At 70.1% G+C, this 20183-nt stretch carries 16 protein-coding genes; 7 read left to right on the top strand and 9 right to left on the bottom strand.

All coding sequences use genetic code 11. The features are described 5' to 3' along the window. The first annotated feature begins 11 nt into the window (after positions 1-11). Complete coding sequence (locus tag F0L46_RS13355; RefSeq protein WP_149818315.1) at positions 12-3146, top strand: efflux RND transporter permease subunit; 3135 nt, start codon at positions 12-14, stop codon at positions 3144-3146. 468 nt (positions 3147-3614) lie between these two features. Here the strand turns inward: F0L46_RS13355 and F0L46_RS13350 are convergent, their stop codons facing one another. The 6 genes from F0L46_RS13350 to F0L46_RS13325 all read right to left on the bottom strand — a co-directional run bounded on the left by F0L46_RS13350 (position 3615) and on the right by F0L46_RS13325 (position 9584). After that, a complete protein-coding gene (locus tag F0L46_RS13350; RefSeq protein ID WP_149818314.1) occupies positions 3615-4451 on the bottom strand; it encodes an outer membrane protein in 837 nt (278 codons plus the stop codon). Between the two features lie 163 nt (positions 4452-4614). After that, positions 4615-5319 (bottom strand): outer membrane protein, encoded by a 705-nt coding sequence (locus F0L46_RS13345; RefSeq protein ID WP_276315538.1) that lies wholly within the window; start codon positions 5317-5319, stop codon positions 4615-4617. Between the two features lie 291 nt (positions 5320-5610). After that, positions 5611-6450, bottom strand: a complete 840-nt coding sequence (locus F0L46_RS13340) for an outer membrane protein (protein ID WP_149818310.1) — start codon at positions 6448-6450, stop codon at positions 5611-5613. Positions 6451-6751: 301 nt separating this feature from the next. Continuing rightward, the gene (locus tag F0L46_RS13335) at positions 6752-7576 is read right to left on the bottom strand and encodes an SGNH/GDSL hydrolase family protein (protein ID WP_149818308.1); all 825 of its coding nucleotides are present in this window, start codon (positions 7574-7576) and stop codon (positions 6752-6754) included. A 119-nt stretch (positions 7577-7695) separates the two neighbouring features. Continuing rightward, the gene (locus tag F0L46_RS13330) at positions 7696-8529 is read right to left on the bottom strand and encodes an SGNH/GDSL hydrolase family protein (protein WP_240539987.1); all 834 of its coding nucleotides are present in this window, start codon (positions 8527-8529) and stop codon (positions 7696-7698) included. Beyond that, positions 8487-9584 carry an OpgC family protein gene (locus F0L46_RS13325; RefSeq protein WP_149818304.1) on the bottom strand — a complete coding sequence of 366 codons (1098 nt, stop codon included), beginning with the start codon at positions 9582-9584 and terminating at the stop codon, positions 8487-8489. Before F0L46_RS13325 ends, F0L46_RS13330 begins: the two co-directional genes overlap by 43 nt. Before the next feature lie 290 nt (positions 9585-9874). On the opposite strand from F0L46_RS13325, the gene carB reads away from it, so the two are divergent. From carB to F0L46_RS13300, 5 genes are all read left to right on the top strand, one after another. Then, positions 9875-13345 carry a carbamoyl-phosphate synthase large subunit gene (gene carB, locus F0L46_RS13320; RefSeq protein WP_149818301.1) on the top strand — a complete coding sequence of 1157 codons (3471 nt, stop codon included), beginning with the start codon at positions 9875-9877 and terminating at the stop codon, positions 13343-13345. A 92-nt stretch (positions 13346-13437) separates the two neighbouring features. Further along, positions 13438-13911 (top strand): transcription elongation factor GreA, encoded by a 474-nt coding sequence (gene greA / locus F0L46_RS13315; protein ID WP_149818299.1) that lies wholly within the window; start codon positions 13438-13440, stop codon positions 13909-13911. Positions 13912-14089: 178 nt separating this feature from the next. Beyond that, complete coding sequence (locus tag F0L46_RS13310; protein WP_149818297.1) at positions 14090-15436, top strand: serine hydrolase domain-containing protein; 1347 nt, start codon at positions 14090-14092, stop codon at positions 15434-15436. Positions 15437-15497: 61 nt separating this feature from the next. Then, the gene (locus F0L46_RS13305) at positions 15498-15986 is read left to right on the top strand and encodes a hypothetical protein (protein WP_149818295.1); all 489 of its coding nucleotides are present in this window, start codon (positions 15498-15500) and stop codon (positions 15984-15986) included. Positions 15987-16062: 76 nt separating this feature from the next. Beyond that, on the top strand, positions 16063-16863 hold the full coding sequence (locus tag F0L46_RS13300) for a TSUP family transporter (RefSeq protein ID WP_149818293.1): 801 nt from the start codon (positions 16063-16065) through the stop codon (positions 16861-16863). A gap of 9 nt (positions 16864-16872) precedes the next feature. Here F0L46_RS13300 and F0L46_RS13295 read toward each other — a convergent pair whose 3' ends face one another. The 3 genes from F0L46_RS13295 to F0L46_RS13285 form a co-directional block, all read right to left on the bottom strand. After that, complete coding sequence (locus F0L46_RS13295) at positions 16873-18093, bottom strand: RNA polymerase sigma factor (protein ID WP_149818291.1); 1221 nt, start codon at positions 18091-18093, stop codon at positions 16873-16875. Continuing rightward, on the bottom strand, positions 18094-18450 hold the full coding sequence (locus F0L46_RS13290) for a YciI family protein (protein WP_149818289.1): 357 nt from the start codon (positions 18448-18450) through the stop codon (positions 18094-18096). It abuts the gene before it with no gap. Positions 18451-18568: 118 nt separating this feature from the next. Next, positions 18569-19060 (bottom strand): Lrp/AsnC family transcriptional regulator, encoded by a 492-nt coding sequence (locus tag F0L46_RS13285; RefSeq protein WP_149818288.1) that lies wholly within the window; start codon positions 19058-19060, stop codon positions 18569-18571. A 122-nt stretch (positions 19061-19182) separates the two neighbouring features. On the opposite strand from F0L46_RS13285, the gene F0L46_RS13280 reads away from it, so the two are divergent. Beyond that, entirely contained in the window at positions 19183-20169 is a 987-nt protein-coding gene (locus tag F0L46_RS13280; protein WP_149818286.1) for a mitochondrial fission ELM1 family protein, read from the top strand. Positions 20170-20183: the final 14 nt, after the last annotated feature.

Below are 20183 nucleotides of genomic sequence, written 5' to 3'. Positions count from 1 at the left end.
CGGGCCCCCCGATGCAAATCTCCGATCTCTTCATCCGCCGTCCGGTCTTCGCGGTGGTGGTGAGCCTGCTCCTCATGGTGGGCGGTCTCGCCTCCCTAATGCAGATGCCCGTGCGCGAGTACCCGGCGGTCGATCCCCCGGTGGTCTCCGTGAACACCATTTATCGCGGCGCCTCGAACGAGGTGATCGAGAGCCGCATCACGGAGGTGGTGGAGGGCGCCGTCGCGGGCCTGGAGGGGATTCGCGCGATCACGTCCGAGAGCCGCAACGACCGCTCCGGCGTCACGATCGAGTTCAACGTCAACCGCAGCCCCGAGGCCGCGGCCTCGGACGTGCGCGACGCGGTCTCGCGCATCATCGGGCGCCTGCCCGACGGCGTCGAGACGCCCGTGGTGCGCAAGGTGGACGCGAACGCGGGCGCGATCATGTGGATCAGCGTCATCTCCTCCACGCTCGATCCGCTGGAGCTCTCCGACTTCCTCAAGCGCGTCTACGTGGACCGCCTCGCCACGGTCGAGGGCGTCGCCAACGTGAACATCGGCGGCGAGCGGCGCTACGCCATGCGCATCTGGGTCGACCGGGGCGCCCTCGCGGCCCGGGGCCTCACGGTCCAGGACGTGGAGACCGCGATCAAGCGCCAGAACGTGGAGCTGCCGGGCGGGCGCATCGAGTCGAGCCAGCGCGAGCTCACCGTGAAGACCGACTCGCGGCTCGCGACGCCCGAGGCCTTCTCGCGGGTGATCGTCTCCAACAAGAACGGCTATCTGGTGCGCCTGGGCGAGGTCGCGCGGGTCGAGGTGGGCCCGGAGGACGCACGCTTCGAGTTCTACCAGGACGGCCAGCCGGCCATCGGCTTAGGCATCGTGCGCCAGTCCACCGCCAACACGCTCACCGTGGCCAACGGGGTGCGGGCGGAGCTGGAAAAGCTCCAGAGCGCCCTCCCCCCGGGCACCACGACGGGCATCTCCTACGACGAGAGCCAGTTCATCCGCGCCTCGATCAACGGCGTCATGCGGGTGCTCATGGAGGGCATCGCCCTCGTGATCCTCGTGATCCTGATCTTCCTGCGCGACTGGCGCTCGACCATCGTGGCCATCGTGGCGATCCCCGTCTCGGTGATCGCCTCCTACATGGTGGCGGCGTTCTTCGGGGCCTCGATCAACGTGCTCACCCTGCTCGCGGTGGTGCTCGCCATCGGCATCGTGGTGGACGACGCGATCGTGGAGATCGAGAACGTGCACCGGCGCATCGAGGAGGGGCAGCCGCCGCTGCTCGCCTCCTTCGACGGCGCACGCGAGATCGGCTTCGCGGTGATCGCCACCACCGCCACCCTCATGGCGGTGTTCATCCCCCTCGCCTTCATGACGGGCAACACGGGCCGGCTCTTCCGGGAGTTCGCGATCCAGCTCGCCGCGGCGATCTTCTTCTCCGGCGTCGTGGCGCGCACGCTCACGCCCATGATGTGCTCCAAGCTCATGGTGCCGGCCCACGGGCCCATCCATCGCTGGACCGAGCCCGTCTTCGTGGGCATGACCAACGGCTATCGCTGGATCCTGAAGCGGGCGCTCAACATCCCGCTCGTGCTGCTCGCGCTCGGCGTCGTGGTGTCGCTCGCCGCCTTCAACCTGTTCCAGGCGGTGCCCAAGGAGTTCTCGCCCGTCGAGGATCGCGGCATCATCATCATCCCCATCAGCGCGCCCGAGGGGTCGAGCCTCGACTATACCCGCGAGCGCGTGCGCGAGGTCGAGCGGGCGCTGCGCCCGATGCAGGACAAGGGCGTGGTGGCCTCGCTCCTGAGCCAGGTGGCTCCGGGCTTCGTACGCCCCTCCCCCGTCAATGCGGGCCTCGTCATCGTGCGCCTCGTACCCTGGGACGAGCGCTCCATCAGCCAGCAGGACGTGACGCGCCAGCTCTTCGGGTCCGTGACCACCTTTCCCGGGGCGCGCGCCTTCCCCGTGAACCCGCCCTCCCTCGGCCAGCGCGGCTTCGGCCAGCAATCGCTGCAATTCGTGATCGGCGGGCCCGACTACCCGACGCTCAAGGAATGGACCGACCGGGTGATCCAGCGGGCGCAGGCCACGGGCCTCTACCAGAACCTCGACACCGACTACAAGGAGAGCCAGCCCGACATCCGGGTGCAGATCGACCGCGCCCGCGCGGCCGATCTCGGCGTGTCGATCGAGGAGATCGGCCGCACGCTGGAGCTCATGTTCGGCGAGCGCGAGGTCTCCACCTTCGTCAACCGGGGCAACGAGTACCCCGTCATCATGCGGGCCCGCGCCCAGGACCGCGCCAACCCGAGCGACCTCGCCAACACCTTCATGCGGTCCGCGAGCGGCGATCTCGTGCCGCTGTCCTCGTTCATCACCTTGAGCGAGTCGGCCGCGCCCCAGGTGCTCAACCGTCAGGATCGCCTGCGCTCGATCACCATCCAGTCGGCGCTGGCCCCGGGCGTGTCGATCGGCCAGGCGATCGACACGCTGGAGCGGATCGTGCGCGAGGACCTGCCGGCGGAGGCGCGCATCGGCTACAAGGGCCAGGCCAAGGAGTTCAAGGACTCGTCGAGCGCGATCTACATCACGTTCGGCCTGGCGCTCCTCGTGGTGTTCCTGGTGCTGGCGGCGCAGTTCGAGAGCTGGGTCGCGCCGCTCATCATCATTACCACCGTGCCGCTGGCGGTCACGGGCGGGCTCCTGGCCCTGTGGTGGACGGGACAGTCGCTCAACATCTACTCGCAGATCGGCATGATCCTGCTGATCGGCCTGATGACGAAGAACGGCATCCTGATCACCGAGTTCGCCAACCAGCTGCGCGAGCAGGGCCTGAGCGTGCGCGAAGCGGTGACGGAGGCGTCCGTCATGCGGCTTCGCCCGATCCTCATGACCTCGATCGCCACCATCGGCGGCGCCGTCCCGCTGGCGCTCTCCACGGGGGCGGGCGGCGAGGCGCGGGCGGCGATCGGCTCGGTGATCGTGGGCGGGGTGAGCCTCTCGACGCTGCTCACCACCCTCGTGGTGCCCTGCATCTATCTGCTGCTCGCCGGCTTCTCCAAGCCGTCGAACCACGTCTCCAGCATGCTCGACCGCCTGCGCGAACGCTACGGCCACGGCAAGACCGAAGGCGAGCGGGTCCAGCCCGCGGAGTGAAACGACAAACGGGGCCGAAAGGCCCCGTTTCTTTAGGGGTCGGGCCGGGGTCGGCCCACCCTCCCCCCTCTATATCGAGGGCGCCTGCGAATCTGGCCCGAGAGGGCCTGCTCCTGTCCCCCTGATGCTGAGGTGGCCTGCGGAGCCCGCCCTCGAAGGACGCAGGATGCTTCCACAGCCGTCCGGAGAGCCCTGGAGCGCCCTTCGAGGCCCGCCACCTCAGAGCCTGACCCGAAAAGGGATGCTCCTGTCCCTCCCTCATGCTGAGGTGCGAGCGGAGCGAGCCTCGAAGCACGCACGACCTCTGCCACGGCCGTCCGGAGACCGCTGGAACGCCCTTCGAGGCCCACTTCGTGGGCACCTCAGGACGAGGGTGGTGGGTCGGCCGCACTTATGGGCCAGCCTCTCAGGACGAGGGGGAGAGTGGGAAAAGCGACTTGGACCGGGCTGGGCTCGGGCAGCCTGGGACTAGAACTTCAAGCCCGCGCCGGCTCGGACCGTGTTGATGCTCGCCGCGACGCCGTCGAAATCGGTGAAGCGGACATATTGCCATTCGGTCCGCAGGAAGGCGTTGCGCGACAGGGCCACGTCCACGCCCAGCCCGGTCGCCACACCGAGGGACCAGGCGGTCTTGGCGTTGGAATTGCTGTACGCCCCGTAGAAGTCCGGCAGAATCGGCGAAGACAAGGGATCGGCGTCGGTGCCGAGCCAAGTCGCGGACGCCGCACGGGTCACCTTCGCCTGCCCCACGGCGAGACCGAGCGACACGAAGGGCATGAACGCCCCCATCGTGTAGCCGGCGCGGCCGCGCAGCGTGGCGAACTCCCGCAGTTCCGCCGAGGCCCGTCCCGCCACGTAGACGTCGTTGTTGTAGCCGTCCTTCGTCGCGTATCGCCGGCCGATCGCGTCCGTTCCGGACCCGTACAGCGTGCTGCGCGTGCGCGTATAGTCCACCTCGACGCCCATCACGATCTCGTCGAACTGGACGTTGTAGCCGGCGAAGGCGCCGAACGACATCGCGTTCGCGGCCGCCGCGCCGGGTTCCAGGAGCCTCGTGACCTGATGCTCGGTCTCGAGATAGCTTTCGCGAAAGAAGGGATAGAGAAGATTGGCCGTTGTGCCCGTGAAGGCGTAGTTCGTCTGTGTATAGCCCGCGAAGCCGCCGGCATACCCTCCTTCCCAGTTCTCGACCGATGCGGGCGCCGAGCCGTACTGCGTGCCGCGCAACGGCGCGTAGTCGAGATCGGCCGCGAGGACGGGAGACGAAAGACCCGCGGCCAGGACCGCGATGGACAGGATACGCATGAAGGAGCCCTCGACGACGGCACTTTTCGGGTGGTGCTTGAGGGACACGATGGGGGATTAACGTTAATTTTGGGTTGCGGCGCCGCCCGAAGTAACAGGACCTGAGATACGAACGGCGCGACCGGGGTCGCGCCGCGATTGCTTGGGACGTGCTGGCGCCGGCTCAGTAACGGGCCGAGACCGGAGCCTGGGCGAGAACGGCCGGCGCGGGCCGGGCGAATTCCCAGCGCAGGCCCGCCCGGATCTCGTGGGCGTCGATGTCCTTCATCTTGGTGCCGACGTTGAAGGCGTCGAGGCGCGTGGCGACCTCGCCCAGATGGACGTAGCGGTAGCCGACGTCGAGCGTCGCGCCGGAGCCCAGATCGATGCCGACGCCGGCCATGAGCGCATAGGCGAGCTGGTTCGTGCGCTTGCCCGGGTAGCCGAAGGGCGGAACCGGGGTCCCGTCGAAATAGACCACCTGCGAGACGTAGTTCCGGAACAGGGTCGAGGACAGGCCGATGCCGGCGCCGAGATAGGGCGTGATGCCGGACCAGGTCCCCAGATCCACATAGGCGTTGGCGAGCGCCGTGGTCGCCTCGAAATCCGCGCTCTCCTGCGAGTAGCCCCGGACGAAACCCGTACCGGAATTGCGGCCCTTGAAGGTCGAGCCGATGCGGTAATCGACCGTGGCGTCGAAGCGAAGCCAGCTATTGACGCGGTAGCCGATGCCGCCGCCGACCGACCAGGCGTCGCTGAGCTTCGGGTGCACCATCGGGGGCGTGGGCTCGCCATACGCCGCCTCCGTGACGTTGCCCGGATGCACGTAGCCGACGTCTCCGCGCAGGTACCAGCCTGCCGCGAACTCCGTGTCGGCGACGGGCGCCAGGGTCTCGCGCAGGGGGGGGCGGGGGCGGCAGCAGGTCCGCGGCGGCAGCCGGAGCGGCGATGGCGAGCAGAAGGGCTCCCGCGAGGGCCTGGAGGGCTGGGCTGGTCATGGCGGCGTGGTCCCTGTCGTCGATCGCTGGGGGGCGGCCGGCGCTTGCCGTGCCATCGACGAGCCATGGTAAAGACGGGGCGTGAAGGATCGATTAAATGCAACGCGTCCGGGCAAGGTCCAGACATGAGAAGGGCGGCGCGGACCCCGTCCACGCCGCCCCGTCACGATCTCTGGACAGCCTCAATACTTGCGGATGAGCGGGCGCTCGTACGCCACGGGCGCGGGCGAGGCGAGAAGCCAGCGCATGCCGATCTTGATGTCGTGGGAATCGTAGTCCTTCAGCTTGTAGCCGTAGGCGTCGCAGCCGCCCTCGCAGTTGATCGTGCCCGCGTTGGGCCGCCCCATGTTGAGGTAGCGATAGGCGAGCTCGAGCTTGAGCCGCTCGTTGACGTCGTAGGCCAGGCCGGCATGCAGGGCGAAGGCCAGATGGGTGGAGCTCGTGGAGCCCGCGAACCCGATGCCGCCGAGGTGACGGCCGTACCCGATGTCCTGGAAGTCCTGGGTGCGATGGTGGGCTCCACCGACGCCGACGCCGACGAACGGCGTGATCCCGTACCAGGTGCCGAGATCGGCATAGAGGTTCGCGAGGACCACGAAGGAGGCGATCTTGCCCGTGAAGTGGTTGAACCCGTCCGCCCCGCCGAAGGTGTAGCGGGCGCGCTCCATGGCGTCGAAGCCCGTCGAGGCGCGGTACTCGCCCGTCACGTCGGCGCGCAGCCACGAATTGAACTGGAACCCGATGCCGGCGCCCACGAAGACCTGATCGTTCACCGACTTGCGATCGATCGAGTAGGCGATATCCGTGGGAAGCGGCTGGTCGGACACGTATTCGAAATCGCGCATGTGGGTCACGCCCACGCCGATGTCGCCGCGCAGGTACCACCCCCCGCCGATCTCGACGGGTGCCGGGGCCTCCGGAGCGTAGACGGCCGGCGGCGGCGGCAGGAGGTCGGCGGCCGATGCGGCCGTCGAGGCCGCAGCGACCAGCCCCGCCACGGCGAGTACTTTCAGGCTGCCCATGGACCATGTCCCTTCTGAGTGCCGGGACCCTTTGGGCGATCCCTGGCGGAAGATCCGATGGTCGTGACCATGTCAGGAACAGCTTAAAGACAGCTTAACCCTAACGTTTAACCAGACGAAAGCCGGCGATTTCTTGCAACAGCCGCCGGCGACCCTCCCCGCGCGCGTGCGGATCGCGCAGACCGCACGGGATCCGGACGAGCAGCCGTCGTCCTCGCGAGGGGACGCATCGGCATAGGATGGATCGCGAGAATGGCGGGCCGCGCCTCAGGCGCAGGCCCCGCCAGGGCTGGTCGGCTCCCTAGCGCGATACCGCCGCGACGGCGGCCGTTCCGCTGCGGGCCACCTGGGGCTTCGAGGCGGAGAGAAGGTCGCCGGCCAGGAGCTCCGCCACACAGCCATAGCCGCGGTCGCTCATGTGGAAGCCGTCGGACGACAGCATCGCCCGCAGGTCGTCCATGGAGCGCTCGCCCCACGCCTTCATGAGGGCGAAGCGCGAGAACAGGGGCACGCCCCCCGTCTGGGCGACCTCGCCCAGGACGTTGACGAAACGCTCGTAGCGCGCCGGGTCCTTCACGGTGGGGAAGAACTGCTGGTCGAGGAGCACGAGGTCGGCCTTGGCCCGGCGCACGGCCGCGATGCCGCGCGCCAGCTGCGCACGGAACGAGGCCTCGTCGCCGCCGCGCAGGGCGTCGTTGGTGCCCACCTGCCAGATCACGAGGTCGTAGTCGCCCTCGGCGAGCTGGGTCTCGAGCCGCTGGAGCGTGATGTCGGCCGCCTCGCCGCCGATGCCGGCATTGTCCACCTCGATGTCCGGGCGCCCGGTGAGGGCCGCGAGCTTGCGCTGGAGCTGCGCCGGATAGGCGAGCGCCGGGCTCGAGGCGCCGACGCCGGCGGTCGAGGACGAGCCGATGGCGAGGATGCGGACCTCGGCCTTGCGCCGCAGCTCGGCGCCAAGGCGCTCCAGCCCCTTGCGGGCGGAGAACACGGGCTTGGTGGCCGCGCAGGGCGCATCCGCCGCGAGCGACGCGGCGGGAAGCGACAGAAGAGCGACGATCGATGCACACACGGCGATCGACAGACGACGCACGCTGGTCCAGCGATGCGCGGTGCAAACGACTGGCATTCCGGTTCCTATAGACGCCCCCGATGCTCAAGATATAGCATGCCTCCCTTAACGGAGCCAATCCGGTGGGGCGCGGATAGGAATTATCTTAAAAGACGGTTGACGAGGCCTGGAAAATCTTAGCGGGACGCTGGCGGCGTCTCGTCGCCGGCGAGCCCCACCGCCACCGCGACGGCGCGGGCGACATGCTCGGCGATGCAGCGCTTGCCGAGATTGTTGAGGGCGAACCCGCCCACGGCCGCTCCCCCGCCGCTGGTGGCGAGGTACTTCATCGCCTCGAACCGCTGGACCAGGGGCACGCCGTTGCGGGCAGCCGCCGTCCCGACCGCCTGCACGACCCGCGCGTAATAGGGGTCGGAGCCCAGGGTAGAGGTGTATTGCGGATCGACGAGGAGCACGTCGATCTCGTGCGACTTCAACCAGGCCACGGTCTCGCCGAGCGCCTCGGCGAACTCGTCGACGTCGACCCGGGCGAGGGCGTCGTTCGTGCCCACCTGCCAGATCACGAGATCAGGCCCGATCTCGGCGGTCGCGGTGCGCACCATATCGGCGGCGCCGGTCCCCACCTCGCCCGAGAGCGCACGGTGGATCACCTCCACCTCCATGCCCTTGAACTGCTTCTCGAGCTCGGTGCGCAGGCGAACCGGGTAGCTGATCACCGAGGAGAAGGCGCCGCCGCCGCCGGACGCGCCGATCAGGAGAACGCGGATCGCGCGGTCGTCGCGCAGGGCCGCCTTCACGGCGCGCAGCGGCGCGAGGTTGTAGAGCTTGGCGCCCGGCACGCGGCACTCGGGCGACAGGCCGGCGTCGGGGGCCTCCGGTGCCGGAACGGCGGGGGCGGCGGTCGCGGCCTCGCGCGCGCCGTCCTGGAGGGGAGCGGCGGTCTGGGCCAGGGCTGGCTTCGCGCCCGCTACTCCCGCAGCGACGATGGCCGTGGCGAGCGCGAGCGCCACTCCACGAACCACGCGGTAAACGACAGGGCGCATAAACCGGACCATACGACAAGCGTATCCACAATAAAACCGCCCCCGGTGACAAATCTCACGAACTGCGCCGCGAGGCTGGCCAAGGAGGCAACGACGAAGACTTCGAGAGAGTTGCGTCCGAGCGCGGACGCCTGCCCGGCGAGCCAGGGCGAGAGGCGCGCGATCCAGCCGAAGACGCCCTGGAAGGCAAGGAGCAGGCATACGAAGTGCAGGATGCGCGCGGGCGAGAGATAGGTCTTGTCGAAGAGGAACAGGAGGCGCGGCTCGGGCACCATCAGCGGATCGGGCCGCCATCCGGTGACCATCACGACGACGCCGAGCGCGACGCCTGCGATACCCACGGGCTGGAGCCGTCCCGCCCAGGTCCAGAACCGCTCGGAGGACCGGCTCAGGTCCGAGGCCACGAAGCCGAGCACAAGCAGGAGCTGCCACGACAGGGGATTGAAGAACCAGTGCCCCTCCACGGGCCAGCTCGGCACGTTGATCTCGTAGATCATGGCCGCGAGGTAGAGGTTGGCGGACATGATGAGGGCGGCCGCGCGGCTGTAGCGGGCGAGGAGCACGAAGAAGGGGCTCAGCGCCAGGATGGCCACATAGAGCGGCAGGATGTTGAAATAGCCCAGCTGGTGGGTCATCAGGACCCAGCCCAGCGTGGTGGGCACGGGATCGACGAAGACCGGCCCGGCATTGTGCCATTCGATGATGAGCGGGTTGTCGAGGACGATCGCGGCGCCCGCGATCATGGCGAGCGCGATGGCGGTCACGAGGATCTGGGCGCGGTAGATCTCCAGGGTGCGCGAGGCCAGCCGCAGCACGACCCGGCGCGGGCTGTCGGGATCGCCCCGGCGCGCCGTGGCGAGCGCGATCGCCCATCCGGCGAGGAACACGAAGAGCTCGGCCGCGTCGGAGATCGAGTACTGGCTGTAGGTGACCTGCTGGTAGAGCGCTCCCGGGATGTGGTTGACGAAGATCGTCACCAGGGCGACGCCACGCCAGAAGTCGATGGCATTCGGTTCGCGCATGGCTGTCCGGTCGGGCTCCCTCTGCCGCAATTGGCCGGGCCTGGTGGACGGCCGATTCGAGGCGTCCCAGCTCGCGTCCGGCCCTGCATCTAGCGGACGAGGCGTGCCGAGGCCACCCCCGCGCGACGCCGCGCCGCTATGCGGAACCCGGCGGCGGAACCCGTCCAATCCCCTTCCCATCCACGGCCGTGCCGTGTAAGAGGCCCGCTCAGCATCTCACTCACCTGCGCCCGTCCCCGTCCCGAGCCGCTCCGGCGGCGGCCCGCGGCCGGACGCGCCCGGATGGCCCCATGCCCAAGCGCACCGACATCTCCTCCATCCTCATCATCGGCGCCGGTCCCATCGTGATCGGCCAGGCCTGCGAGTTCGACTATTCGGGCACGCAGGCCTGCAAGGCGTTGAAGGCCGAGGGCTACCGCATCGTGCTGGTGAACTCGAACCCGGCGACGATCATGACGGACCCGGACCTCGCCCACGCGACCTATGTCGAGCCCATCACCCCCGAGGTGGTGGCGAAGATCATCGAGAAGGAGCGCCCCGACGCGCTGCTCCCGACCATGGGCGGGCAGACGGCGCTCAACTGCGCCCTCTCGCTGCAGAAGATGGGCGTGCTGGAGCGGTTCGGCGTCGAGATGATCGGCGCGACGGCGGAGGCCATCGACATGGCCGAGGACCGGCAGCTCTTCCGCGAGGCGATGAAGCGCATCGGCCTGGAGACGCCGAGCTCGCGGCTTGCCAACGCCTCCGCCCTCAAGAAGAAGCACCGCGCCGAGTACCTCGCCGAGATCGCCCGCATCGACGCCCTCGACATCGCCGAGGCCGATCGGGCCGGCCAGCGCGCGGCCTTCGAGCTGAAATGGACGGCAGGCGAGTCCGAGCGGCGCAAGCGCACCCAGGAATACGCGCTCGGCGAGGCGCTCATGGCGCTGGCCGAGATCGGCCTGCCCGCCATCATCCGGCCGAGCTTCACGCTCGGCGGCACGGGCGGCGGCATCGCCTATAACCGCGAGGAGTTCCTCGACATCGTGGAGCGCGGCCTCGACGCCTCGCCGACCGGCGAGGTGCTCATCGAGGAGAGCGTGCTGGGCTGGAAGGAGTACGAGATGGAGGTCGTCCGCGACAAGGCGGACAACTGCATCATCGTCTGCTCGATCGAGAACGTGGACCCAATGGGCGTCCACACGGGGGATTCCATCACCGTCGCGCCGGCGCTTACGCTGACCGACAAGGAATACCAGATCATGCGCGACGCCTCGATCGCGACGCTGCGCGAGATCGGGGTCGAGACCGGCGGCTCCAACGTCCAGTTCGCCATCAATCCCGAGAACGGCCGCATGGTCGTGATCGAGATGAACCCCCGCGTGTCGCGCTCGTCCGCGCTGGCCTCCAAGGCCACGGGCTTTCCCATCGCCAAGGTCGCCGCGAAGCTCGCGGTGGGCTACACGATGGACGAGATCGCCAACGACATCACGGGCGGCGCGACGCCCGCGAGCTTCGAGCCGACCATCGACTACGTGGTCACCAAGATCCCCCGCTTCGCCTTCGAGAAATTCCCGGGCGCCGACCAGACCCTCACCACCTCCATGAAGTCGGTGGGCGAGTCGATGGCGATCGGGCGCACGTTCCCCGAGAGCCTTCAGAAGGCCCTGCGCTCGCTGGAGACGGGCCTCACCGGCCTCGACGAGATCGAGATCGAGGGCCTGGGCAAGGGCGACGACCACAACGCCATCAAGGCCGCCATCGGCACCCCGACGCCCGACCGGCTCCTCAAGGTGGTCCAGGCCCTGCGGCTCGGCACCTCGATCGAGGAGGTGCATGCCTCCTGCAAGATCGATCCCTGGTTCCTGGAGCAGCTCAGCGACGTGGTGGCGATGGAGGAGCGGGTGCGGGCGCACGGCCTGCCCGCGACGCCGGGCGCCTTCCGGGCGCTCAAGAGCATGGGCTTCTCGGACGCGCGCCTCTCGGTGCTCGCCAACCTCACCGAGGCCGAGGTCAAGCGGCGCCGCCGGGCGCTGGGCATCCGCCCCGTGTTCAAGCGCATCGACACCTGCGCGGCCGAGTTCGCCTCGCCCACGCCCTACATGTACTCGACCTATGCGCCGCCCTTCGCAGGCGGTCTCGCCGACGAGGCCGAGCCCACGGACGCCCGCAAGATCGTGATCCTCGGCGGCGGGCCCAACCGGATCGGCCAGGGTATCGAGTTCGACTATTGCTGCTGCCACGCGGCCTTCGCGCTGAAGGACGCGGGCTATGAGACGATCATGATCAACTGCAACCCCGAGACCGTGTCGACCGACTACGACACCTCGGACCGGCTCTATTTCGAGCCCCTCACGGCCGAGGACGTGCTGGAGATCATCGACACGGAGCGGAGCAACGGCACCCTGCACGGGGTCATCGTCCAGTTCGGCGGCCAGACGCCGCTCAAGCTCGCGAGCGCGCTGGAGGCCGAGCGGGTGCCGATCCTCGGCACGTCGCCAGACGCCATCGATCTCGCGGAGGACCGCGACCGCTTCAAGCGCCTCCTCGACAAGCTCGGCCTCAAGCAGCCCAAGAACGGCATCGCCTATTCGGTGGAGCAGAGCCGGCTCATCGCGGCGGATCTCGGCCTGCCCTTCGTGGTGCGCCCGTCCTACGTGCTCGGCGGCCGGGCCATGGCGATCATCCGCGACGAGACGCAATTCGAGGACTACCTGCTGGGCACCCTCCCCTCGCTGATCCCCTCGGACGTGAAGGCGCGCTACCCCAACGACAAGACGGGCCAGATCAACACGGTGCTCGGCAAGAACCCGCTCCTCTTCGACCGCTACCTCACGGACGCGATCGAGGTCGACGTGGACTGCCTGTCCGACGGTCGCGACTCGTACGTGGCCGGGATCATGGAGCACATCGAGGAAGCGGGCATCCATTCGGGCGATTCCGCCTGCTCGCTGCCGCCGCGCTCGCTGTCGCCTGAGACCATCGCCGAATTGGAGCGCCAGACGGCGGCACTCGCCCGGGCGCTGGAGGTCGGCGGCCTCATGAACGTGCAATATGCGCTCAAGGACGGCGAGATCTACGTGCTCGAGGTCAACCCGCGAGCCTCCCGCACGGTGCCCTTCGTCGCCAAGGTCATCGGCGAGCCCATCGCCAAGATCGCGGCCCGGATCATGGCGGGCGAGAGCCTCGCGAGCTTCGGGCTCCAGCGCAAGGTGCTGAAGCATATCGGCGTCAAGGAGGCGGTGTTCCCCTTCGCCCGCTTTCCCGGCGTCGACGTGCTGCTCGGCCCCGAGATGAAGTCCACGGGCGAGGTCATCGGCCTCGACCGGGGCTTCGGCGTCGCCTTCGCGAAAAGCCAGCTCGGCTCCGGCACGGCGCTCCCGAAGGCGGGCACCCTGTTCGTGTCGGTGCGCGACTCGGACAAGGCGCGCATCCTGCCGGCGGTCAAGATGCTGGCGGAGGCCGGCTTCAAGGTGCTCGCCACGGCGGGCACCCAGCGCTTCCTGGAGGAGAACGGGGTTCCGGTCCGGCGCATCAACAAGGTTCTGGAGGGCCGCCCGCACGTGGTGGACGCCATCAAGAACGGCGACATCCACCTCGTGCTCAACACCACGGAAGGCGCGGGCGCCCTCTCGGACTCCCGTGCGCTGCGCCGCGCGGCCCTCTTGCATAAGGTGCCCTACTACACCACTCTTGCAGGCGCGATCGCGGCGGCGGAAGGCATCAAGGCCTATCTGGCGGGCGACCTCGAGGTGCGGGCGCTGCAGGACTATTTCGTCTGACCCCGCGGCGTCGGCGACGGCGCCAGGGCTGACCTGATACACGGCCTTGCGGAGCGCCTCTCCGCAGGGCCGCCATTGCTTGAGGACGGACGATGGAGAAGATACCGCTCACGCCCAAGGGCTTCGTGGCCCTGGAGGAAGAGTTGAAGCATCGCCAGCAGGTGGAGCGGCAGCGCATCATCCAGGCGATCTCCGAGGCGCGCGCGCTGGGAGACCTGTCCGAGAACGCCGAGTACCACGCCGCCAAGGAAGCCCAGTCCCTCAACGAGGGCCGCATCCAGGAGCTGGAGAGCCTCATCTCCCGGGCCGAGGTGATCGACGTCACGAAGCTCTCGGGCGACCGCATCAAGTTCGGCGCCACGGTGAAGCTCGTCGACGAGGACACCGAGGAGGAGAAGACCTACCAGATCGTCGGCGAGCCCGAAGCCGACGTGCGCTCGGGCCGCGTCTCCATCGCCTCGCCCATCGGGCGCGCCCTGATCGGCAAGGCGGTGGGCGACACCGTCGAGGTGTCGACCCCGGGCGGCGGCAAGTCCTACGAGATCGTGGGCTTGGCGTTCCGCTAGGCTCCGTCCCGGCTTGGACCTGCCGGCCGGGCGCGGAACCCGCGCTCGCGTCCCTTCCAGCCGATGCTGCCGTCGGCCCGATTGACGGGGCCGCGCCGGGCGGGGAAGCTGCCTTTCCCCCGGTCCGCCCGCCCGCCTGGGCAGGGGGCGAGGCCCGGTTCGGGATTGGGAGATCCGCATGGACGCCTGGCTTGCGGCCGCCCTCGACTACATCCCCCGCTGGATCGGCTTCCAGCTGCGCCACCACGACCAGCCCGGCTGCGCCGTGGCGATCGATCATGGCGGCGCGACCGTTCTCGACGCGGCGTTCGGGGTCGCGGACCTGTCCACGGGCGAGGCGCTCACCACGGCCCACCGCCTGCGCGTCGCGTCCCATTCCAAGACCTTCACGGCGGCCGGCATCCTGCGCCTGATTGAGCGCGGCCTCTTGCGCCTCGACGATCCCGTCGGCGACTACGTGGAGGGCCTGCATCCGGACGTTGCCGACGCGACCATCGCCGAGCTCGTGTCCCACAGCGCCGGCCTCCTGCGCGACGGGCCCGATGCGGGCCAGTTCCTCGATCGCCGGCCCTATCTCGACGAGGCGGAGCTGCGCGCGGATCTCGCGCTACCGCCCGTCCTGCCCGCCGCCACCCGCTTCAAATACTCGAACCACGGCTACGGCCTTCTCGGGCTTGTGATCGAGGCGGTGGCGGACCGCCCCTACGCGGACTGGATCGCCCGCGAGGTGATCGCTCCGTCCGGGCTCGCCGAGACGACCCCCGACGTTCCGGCGACACCCGGTATCCCGCTCGCCCGGGGGCACAGCTGCCGCTGGCCGCTGGGCCGGCGCGTGGTGATCGCGGGCGACAACCCGACCCGCGCCATGGCGGCGGCTGCAGGCTTCACCGCGACCGCCCGCGACGTCGCCCGCTTCTTCGGGAGCCTCTCGCCCGGAGCCGAGCGCAGCATCCTCGAGCCCCGGACCCGCCGCGAGATGACCCGGCGCCTGTGGCGGGACGAGGCCGTGAGCCTGGAGCGCCATTACGGCCTTGGCGTCATCTCCGGCCCGCCGGGCGAATGGGCCTGGTTCGGCCATACGGGCAGCTTCCAGGGCTTCCTCTCGCGCACCGTCGTGGTGCCCGACCACAGCCTCGCCATCACCGTGCTCACCAATTCCATCGACGGGCCGGCCTATGCCTTCGTCGACGGCATCCTCCACATCCTGCGCACCTTCGAGGCCCGGGGCGCGCCGCCCGCGGGGCGCGAGCGCTGGTCGGGCCGGCGGTGGACCCTGTGGGGCGCGTTCGACCTCGTGCCGGTGGGCGAGCGCGTGCTCGTCGCCGTCCCGGGCCTCCCCCTGCCCTTCCTGGACGCGACCGAGATCGCCGTCGACGGGCCGGATAGGGGCCACGTGGCACGGGCCCACGGCTTCATGTCGCCCGCTGAGCCGGTGCGGCTGGAGCCCGAATCCGTGTGGATCGGGGGCGCCCACCTCGTGAGCGAGGGTGCGCTCGCCCGGGAGCTCGCCGCCCGCGAGACATGATGCCCGGTGGACGGGAGGCCTGACCTGATGGCAAGCTGAAGCGTCACCGGAGGATCCGACCATGACCCACCCGTCCCGTCGCGCCCTGCTCCTGGGCGGCCTTGCGGCCCTCGCCGCCTCCCCAAGCCATGCCCAGGTCCAGGGCTTCGGTACCATCGAGGTCGACGTCCGCCCGCTCCAGGCCCGCGGCGCCGGGATGGCCGCCGATCTGCTGCGGCAGGTGATCGGCACCGAGGCGCGCACGATGTTCGCCGACCGGATCGTGCGCGGTGGGCCCCGCCTCGTCGTGGTGCTCAACACCCTGCAGATGTCGGCCTATGCAGGCGACGGCGAGGGTCCGTTTCGCGGCGGCGGTGGCGGCGGCAACGATTATCTCGACGGCGAGGCCCTGATCCTCGGGCCGCGCGGCGAGGTCCTGCGCCGGGTGCCCCAGCTCTTCGTGCAGCCCTCGAACGCGGGCGGGGCCTGGTTCGACCCCGAGAGCGAGCGCCGCCGCGTGATCGAGCTTGGCCGCAACTACACCGCCTGGCTGCGGCGCACGCTGGGGTGACCTGCGCCCCGCCCCCTTCCCACGGCCCTGGAATGGGTTAGAGCCCGTTCCTCACCATGGGGACGGGCCGGAGCGGATGGCTGGAATCGAGTTCGAGACGATCGCCCTCCTGTTCGGCGTCGCCCTGCTGGCCGGCTGCTTCGACGCCATCGCGGGCGGAGGCGGCTTGATCACGGTCCCGGCCCTGCTGCTCGCCGGGCTGGATCCCGTGGCCGCCATCGCGACCAACAAGGTCCAGGGCGCGGCCGGCACCCTCTCGGCGGCGGCCACCTTCGCCCGCAAGGGGCTCCTGATCCCCCGCATCGCCGTCCCCGGCGCGGTCATGGGGGCGCTCGGCGGCGTCGCGGGGGCGCTGTGCGTCGGGCTCCTGTCCCGTCCGGTGCTGGAGGCCCTGGTGCCGGTCCTGCTCGTGACGATCGCGCTCTATTTCGGCACCGCCCGCCGGATGGGCGACGCGGATGCCAGGGCCCGCATGGGGATGCCGCTGTTCCTCGGCCTCGTGGTGCCGGTGATCGGCTTCTATGACGGCGTGTTCGGGCCGGGGGCGGGCTCGTTCTACATGGCGGGCTTCGTGGGGCTCCTGGGCTTCGGCGTGCTCAAGGCCACGGCCCACACCAAGATCGTCAACGCCGCCAGCAATCTCGGCAGCCTCGCCCTGTTCGCGCTCACGGGCGCCGTCGTCTGGCCCGTCGGGATCGCCATGGGCGTGGGCTCGTTCCTCGGCGCCCAGATCGGCTCGCGCCTCGCGATGCGCCACGGCGCCGTCCTCATCCGCCCGCTCCTCGTGCTCATCTCCTGCGCGATGGCGGCCCGGCTCCTGTGGGACCCGGCCAACCCCTTGCGCCGCGCCCTGGCAGGCCTCCTGGCGTCGGGCTGAGACCGCTCGTCAGCCGAGGCCGGCCCGGCGGCGCCCCAGCCAAGCCCGTTCGGCCGCGTTCGGACCCAAGGCGAGCGCCTGGTCGTAAGCCTCTGCCGCCTCTGTGGTTCGGCCAGCCCGCCGCAGGAGATCGGCGCGAGCCGCGTGGTAGGGCAGGAAGGCGTCGAGGCCCGGAGCGTCCAGCCTCTCGATCTCGGCCAGAGCCGGGGCGACGCCCGCCACCTCGGCCAGGGCGACGGCCCGGTTGAGGCGCACCACGGCATCGTCGCGATGCCGCAGCAGCACGTCGTAGAGCGCCAGCACCGCGGGCCAGGGCGCCGGATCGGCGAGGCTCGCGCGGGCGCACCACACTCCATGAATGGCGGCCTGGATCACGCGAGGGCTCGGGGAGGCAAGAGCGAGCGCCCGCCGCATATAGGGATCGGCCTCCTCGATCAGCGCGCGATGCCAGAGCCCCGGATCCTGCTCGGCAAGCGGCACCATCGCCCCGCCCGGGTCGAGCCGGGCGGGCCGGCGGCTCTCGGCGAAGCGCACCAGGGCGGCGAAGGCCAGCGCCTCGGGCTCGCGCGGGAGAAGCTCGGCGAGAAGGCGGGACAGGTCCAGCATCTCCCGCGCGTAGCCCGCATGAGGCCCGCTGCCGGCCGCGTCCTCGTGCGCCTTGGCGTAGGCGATCTCCAGGGTCGAGAGAACCGCGTCAAGACGGTCGGGCCAGGCTTCAGGTCCGGGGACCTCGAACGGGACGCCCGCCTCCCTGATCTTGCGCTTGGCGCGCACGAGGCGTTGCGCGAGCGTCGCTTCGGGGACGAGGAAGGCGCGAGCGATGACATCGGTGGCGAGCCCGCAGACCAGCCGGAGCGTCAGGGCGGCGCGGGTCTCGGGCGCCACGGCCGGGTGGCAGCACACGAAGATGAGCCGCAGCCGGTCGTCCGGGATGAGGCGGGTCTCGTCGGTCATGGCGTCTTCGGCCGTGGGCGCCGGCTCCGGCGGCTCGGGCGCGAGGCGGCCGCGCACCCGGGCCCGGCGCAGGCGGTCGACGGCGCGGCGTTCCGCGACCCTGTAGAGCCACGCCGCCGGGTCGGCGGGCGCGGCCCCGTCCGTCCAGGCCTCCGCCGCCCGCGCATAAGCGTCGGCGAAGGCCTCCTCGGCAAGGTCGAGGTCGCGAAAGCGCATGGCGAGGGCCGCGACGATGCGGGCCCCGGCCGCACGGACCGCCTCCTCGAGTCCCTTCATTCAGCGCGCGTCGTCGGCCTGGAGCACGGGCCGGATCTCCACCGCCCCCTCCCCCACAAGCGGGACCCGGCGGGCGACCGCGATGGCCGCGTCGAGATCCGGCACGTCGACGAGGTAGAAGCCGCCGAGCTGCTCCTTGGTCTCGGCGAAGGGCCCGTCATGGATCGTTCGCGCACCGGTCCCGGCGCGCACCGTGGTGGCGGTCGGCGTGCCTTTGAGGCCGGCGCCGCCCACCAGGACGGGGCCGAGCTCCGCCGCGAAGGCCCCGTGCCGGGCGGCGACCGCATCCAGCACCGCTCCGGCCTTCTCCGGCCCATAGGCCCGCTCGTCCTCGTAGATCATCAGCATGTATTTCATCGTATCCCCCATCTGCATCGGATCGGGACCGTCGAGCCGTGCCGGCGTTCCCAGCATCATAGACGGGCGAGACGGGCGGGAATCGACAGGACGGACGAGATTTTTTTGCCGGCGGGCCTCAGACCTCGGCGGGCGTGGTGCGCTGCGTGTCGATGGGCACCAGGGGCTCGTCCTTGACGAGGTCCAGGGTGAGCGAGGTGCGCACGTTGCGGACCGCCGGAAGCTGGGTCAGCTCGGTGACGAAGCTCTGGAACGCCGCGAGGTTGGGGGCGACGCATTTCAGGATGAAATCGATGTCACCTGATAGGATCCAGCACTCGCGCACCGCCGGCCAGTCCTTCACGCGGGCCTGGAAGGCGGCGAGATCGGCCTGCTTCTGGCTCGCGAGCTGCACCATGGCGAAGCACACCACCTCGTAGCCCAGCGCCTTGGGCTCCAGGAGCGCGCGGTAGGACTTGATGATGCCCGCCTCCTCCAGGGCCCGCACGCGGCGCAGGCAGGGCGGGGCCGAGAGGCCGACCCGGCGGGCGAGCTCCACGTTGGTGATGCTGCCGTCGTTCTGGAGTTCTCGCAGGATGGCCCAGTCGATGGCGTCGAGGCGTCCGCGCACGGATCACGGCTCCGGGTGAAACATTATTTCTCGTTGACTAGACCGCGCGGCACCGCCTTACAAGCACCTTGCGCGGGTCGGCGCGCAACGAACGGTGGACGAAGGCCTCGAAACGGGAAGCGATGTTGCGCGACGTGACCGCATGGGTGCTCACCGACGGCAAGGCGGGAGACGAGGTTCAGTGCCTCGGCGTCGCGGACGCGCTGGGCCTGAGCCCCGAGAGCCGCCGCGTCGCCCCGCGCGCGCCGTTCGTCTGGGGCATGCCCTGGGGGCCCATCGACCCGCGTGAGGGACCGGGCCGGCCGGGCAGCCCCATCCGCCCGCCCTATCCCGACATCCTCATCGCCTCCGGCCGCCGGGCCGTGCCCTATGTGCGGGCCGTGAAGCGGTTGAGCCGGGGGCGCACCTACACCGTGATCCTCAAGGATCCCCGCAGCGGGCCGCGCGTCGCCGACCTGATCTGGACGCCCGAGCACGATCGCCTGCGCGGCGACAACGTGCTCGTGACCCTCACCTCCCCCCATCGCATCTCCGCCGCGAGGCTCGCCGCCGCCCGCACCCACCCCGATCCGCGGCTCGCCCCCCTCCCCCGCCCGCGGGTCGCGGTGCTCGCCGGGGGCGACAGCCGGCACCACCGCTTCACCCCCGAGGATGTCGCCCGCCTCGTGCGGGACCTGGACACGCTCGCACGGAGCGGCGCGACCCCGATGATCACGGCGTCCCGGCGCACGCCCGCGCCCTTGCGCGAGGCCTTGAGGGGGCTTGCCGCGCGCTCGGGCGGCTTCTTCTGGGACGGGGACGGCGAGAACCCCTACCTGGCGCTCCTGGCGCTCGCCGACGGGGTCGTCGTCACCGCCGATTCCGCCAACATGGTGGGCGAGGCCGCCGCCACCGGCGTGCCCGTACTGGTCTTCGAGCCCTCGGGCGGGCACCCGAAGCTCGCGGCCTTCATCCGCGGCCTGGAGCGTCACGGAGCTGTGAGGCCCTTCACCGGACGCCTTGAAGCCCTTACCTACGAACCGCTAGATTCCACGCCCGTCATCGCCGCCGCGATCGAGGCTGGCTTCCTCCGCCATCGCGCCGCCCGGGACGCATCCGCGCCCGCTTGAACCCAAGGTCACGC

Origin of the sequence: Salinarimonas soli (genome assembly GCF_008386575.1) — a bacterium.
Lineage (GTDB): Bacteria > Pseudomonadota > Alphaproteobacteria > Rhizobiales > Beijerinckiaceae > Salinarimonas_A > Salinarimonas_A soli.
The sequence above is the reverse complement of the archived record's forward strand: the minus strand, read 5'-3'. Positions and strand labels throughout refer to the sequence as shown.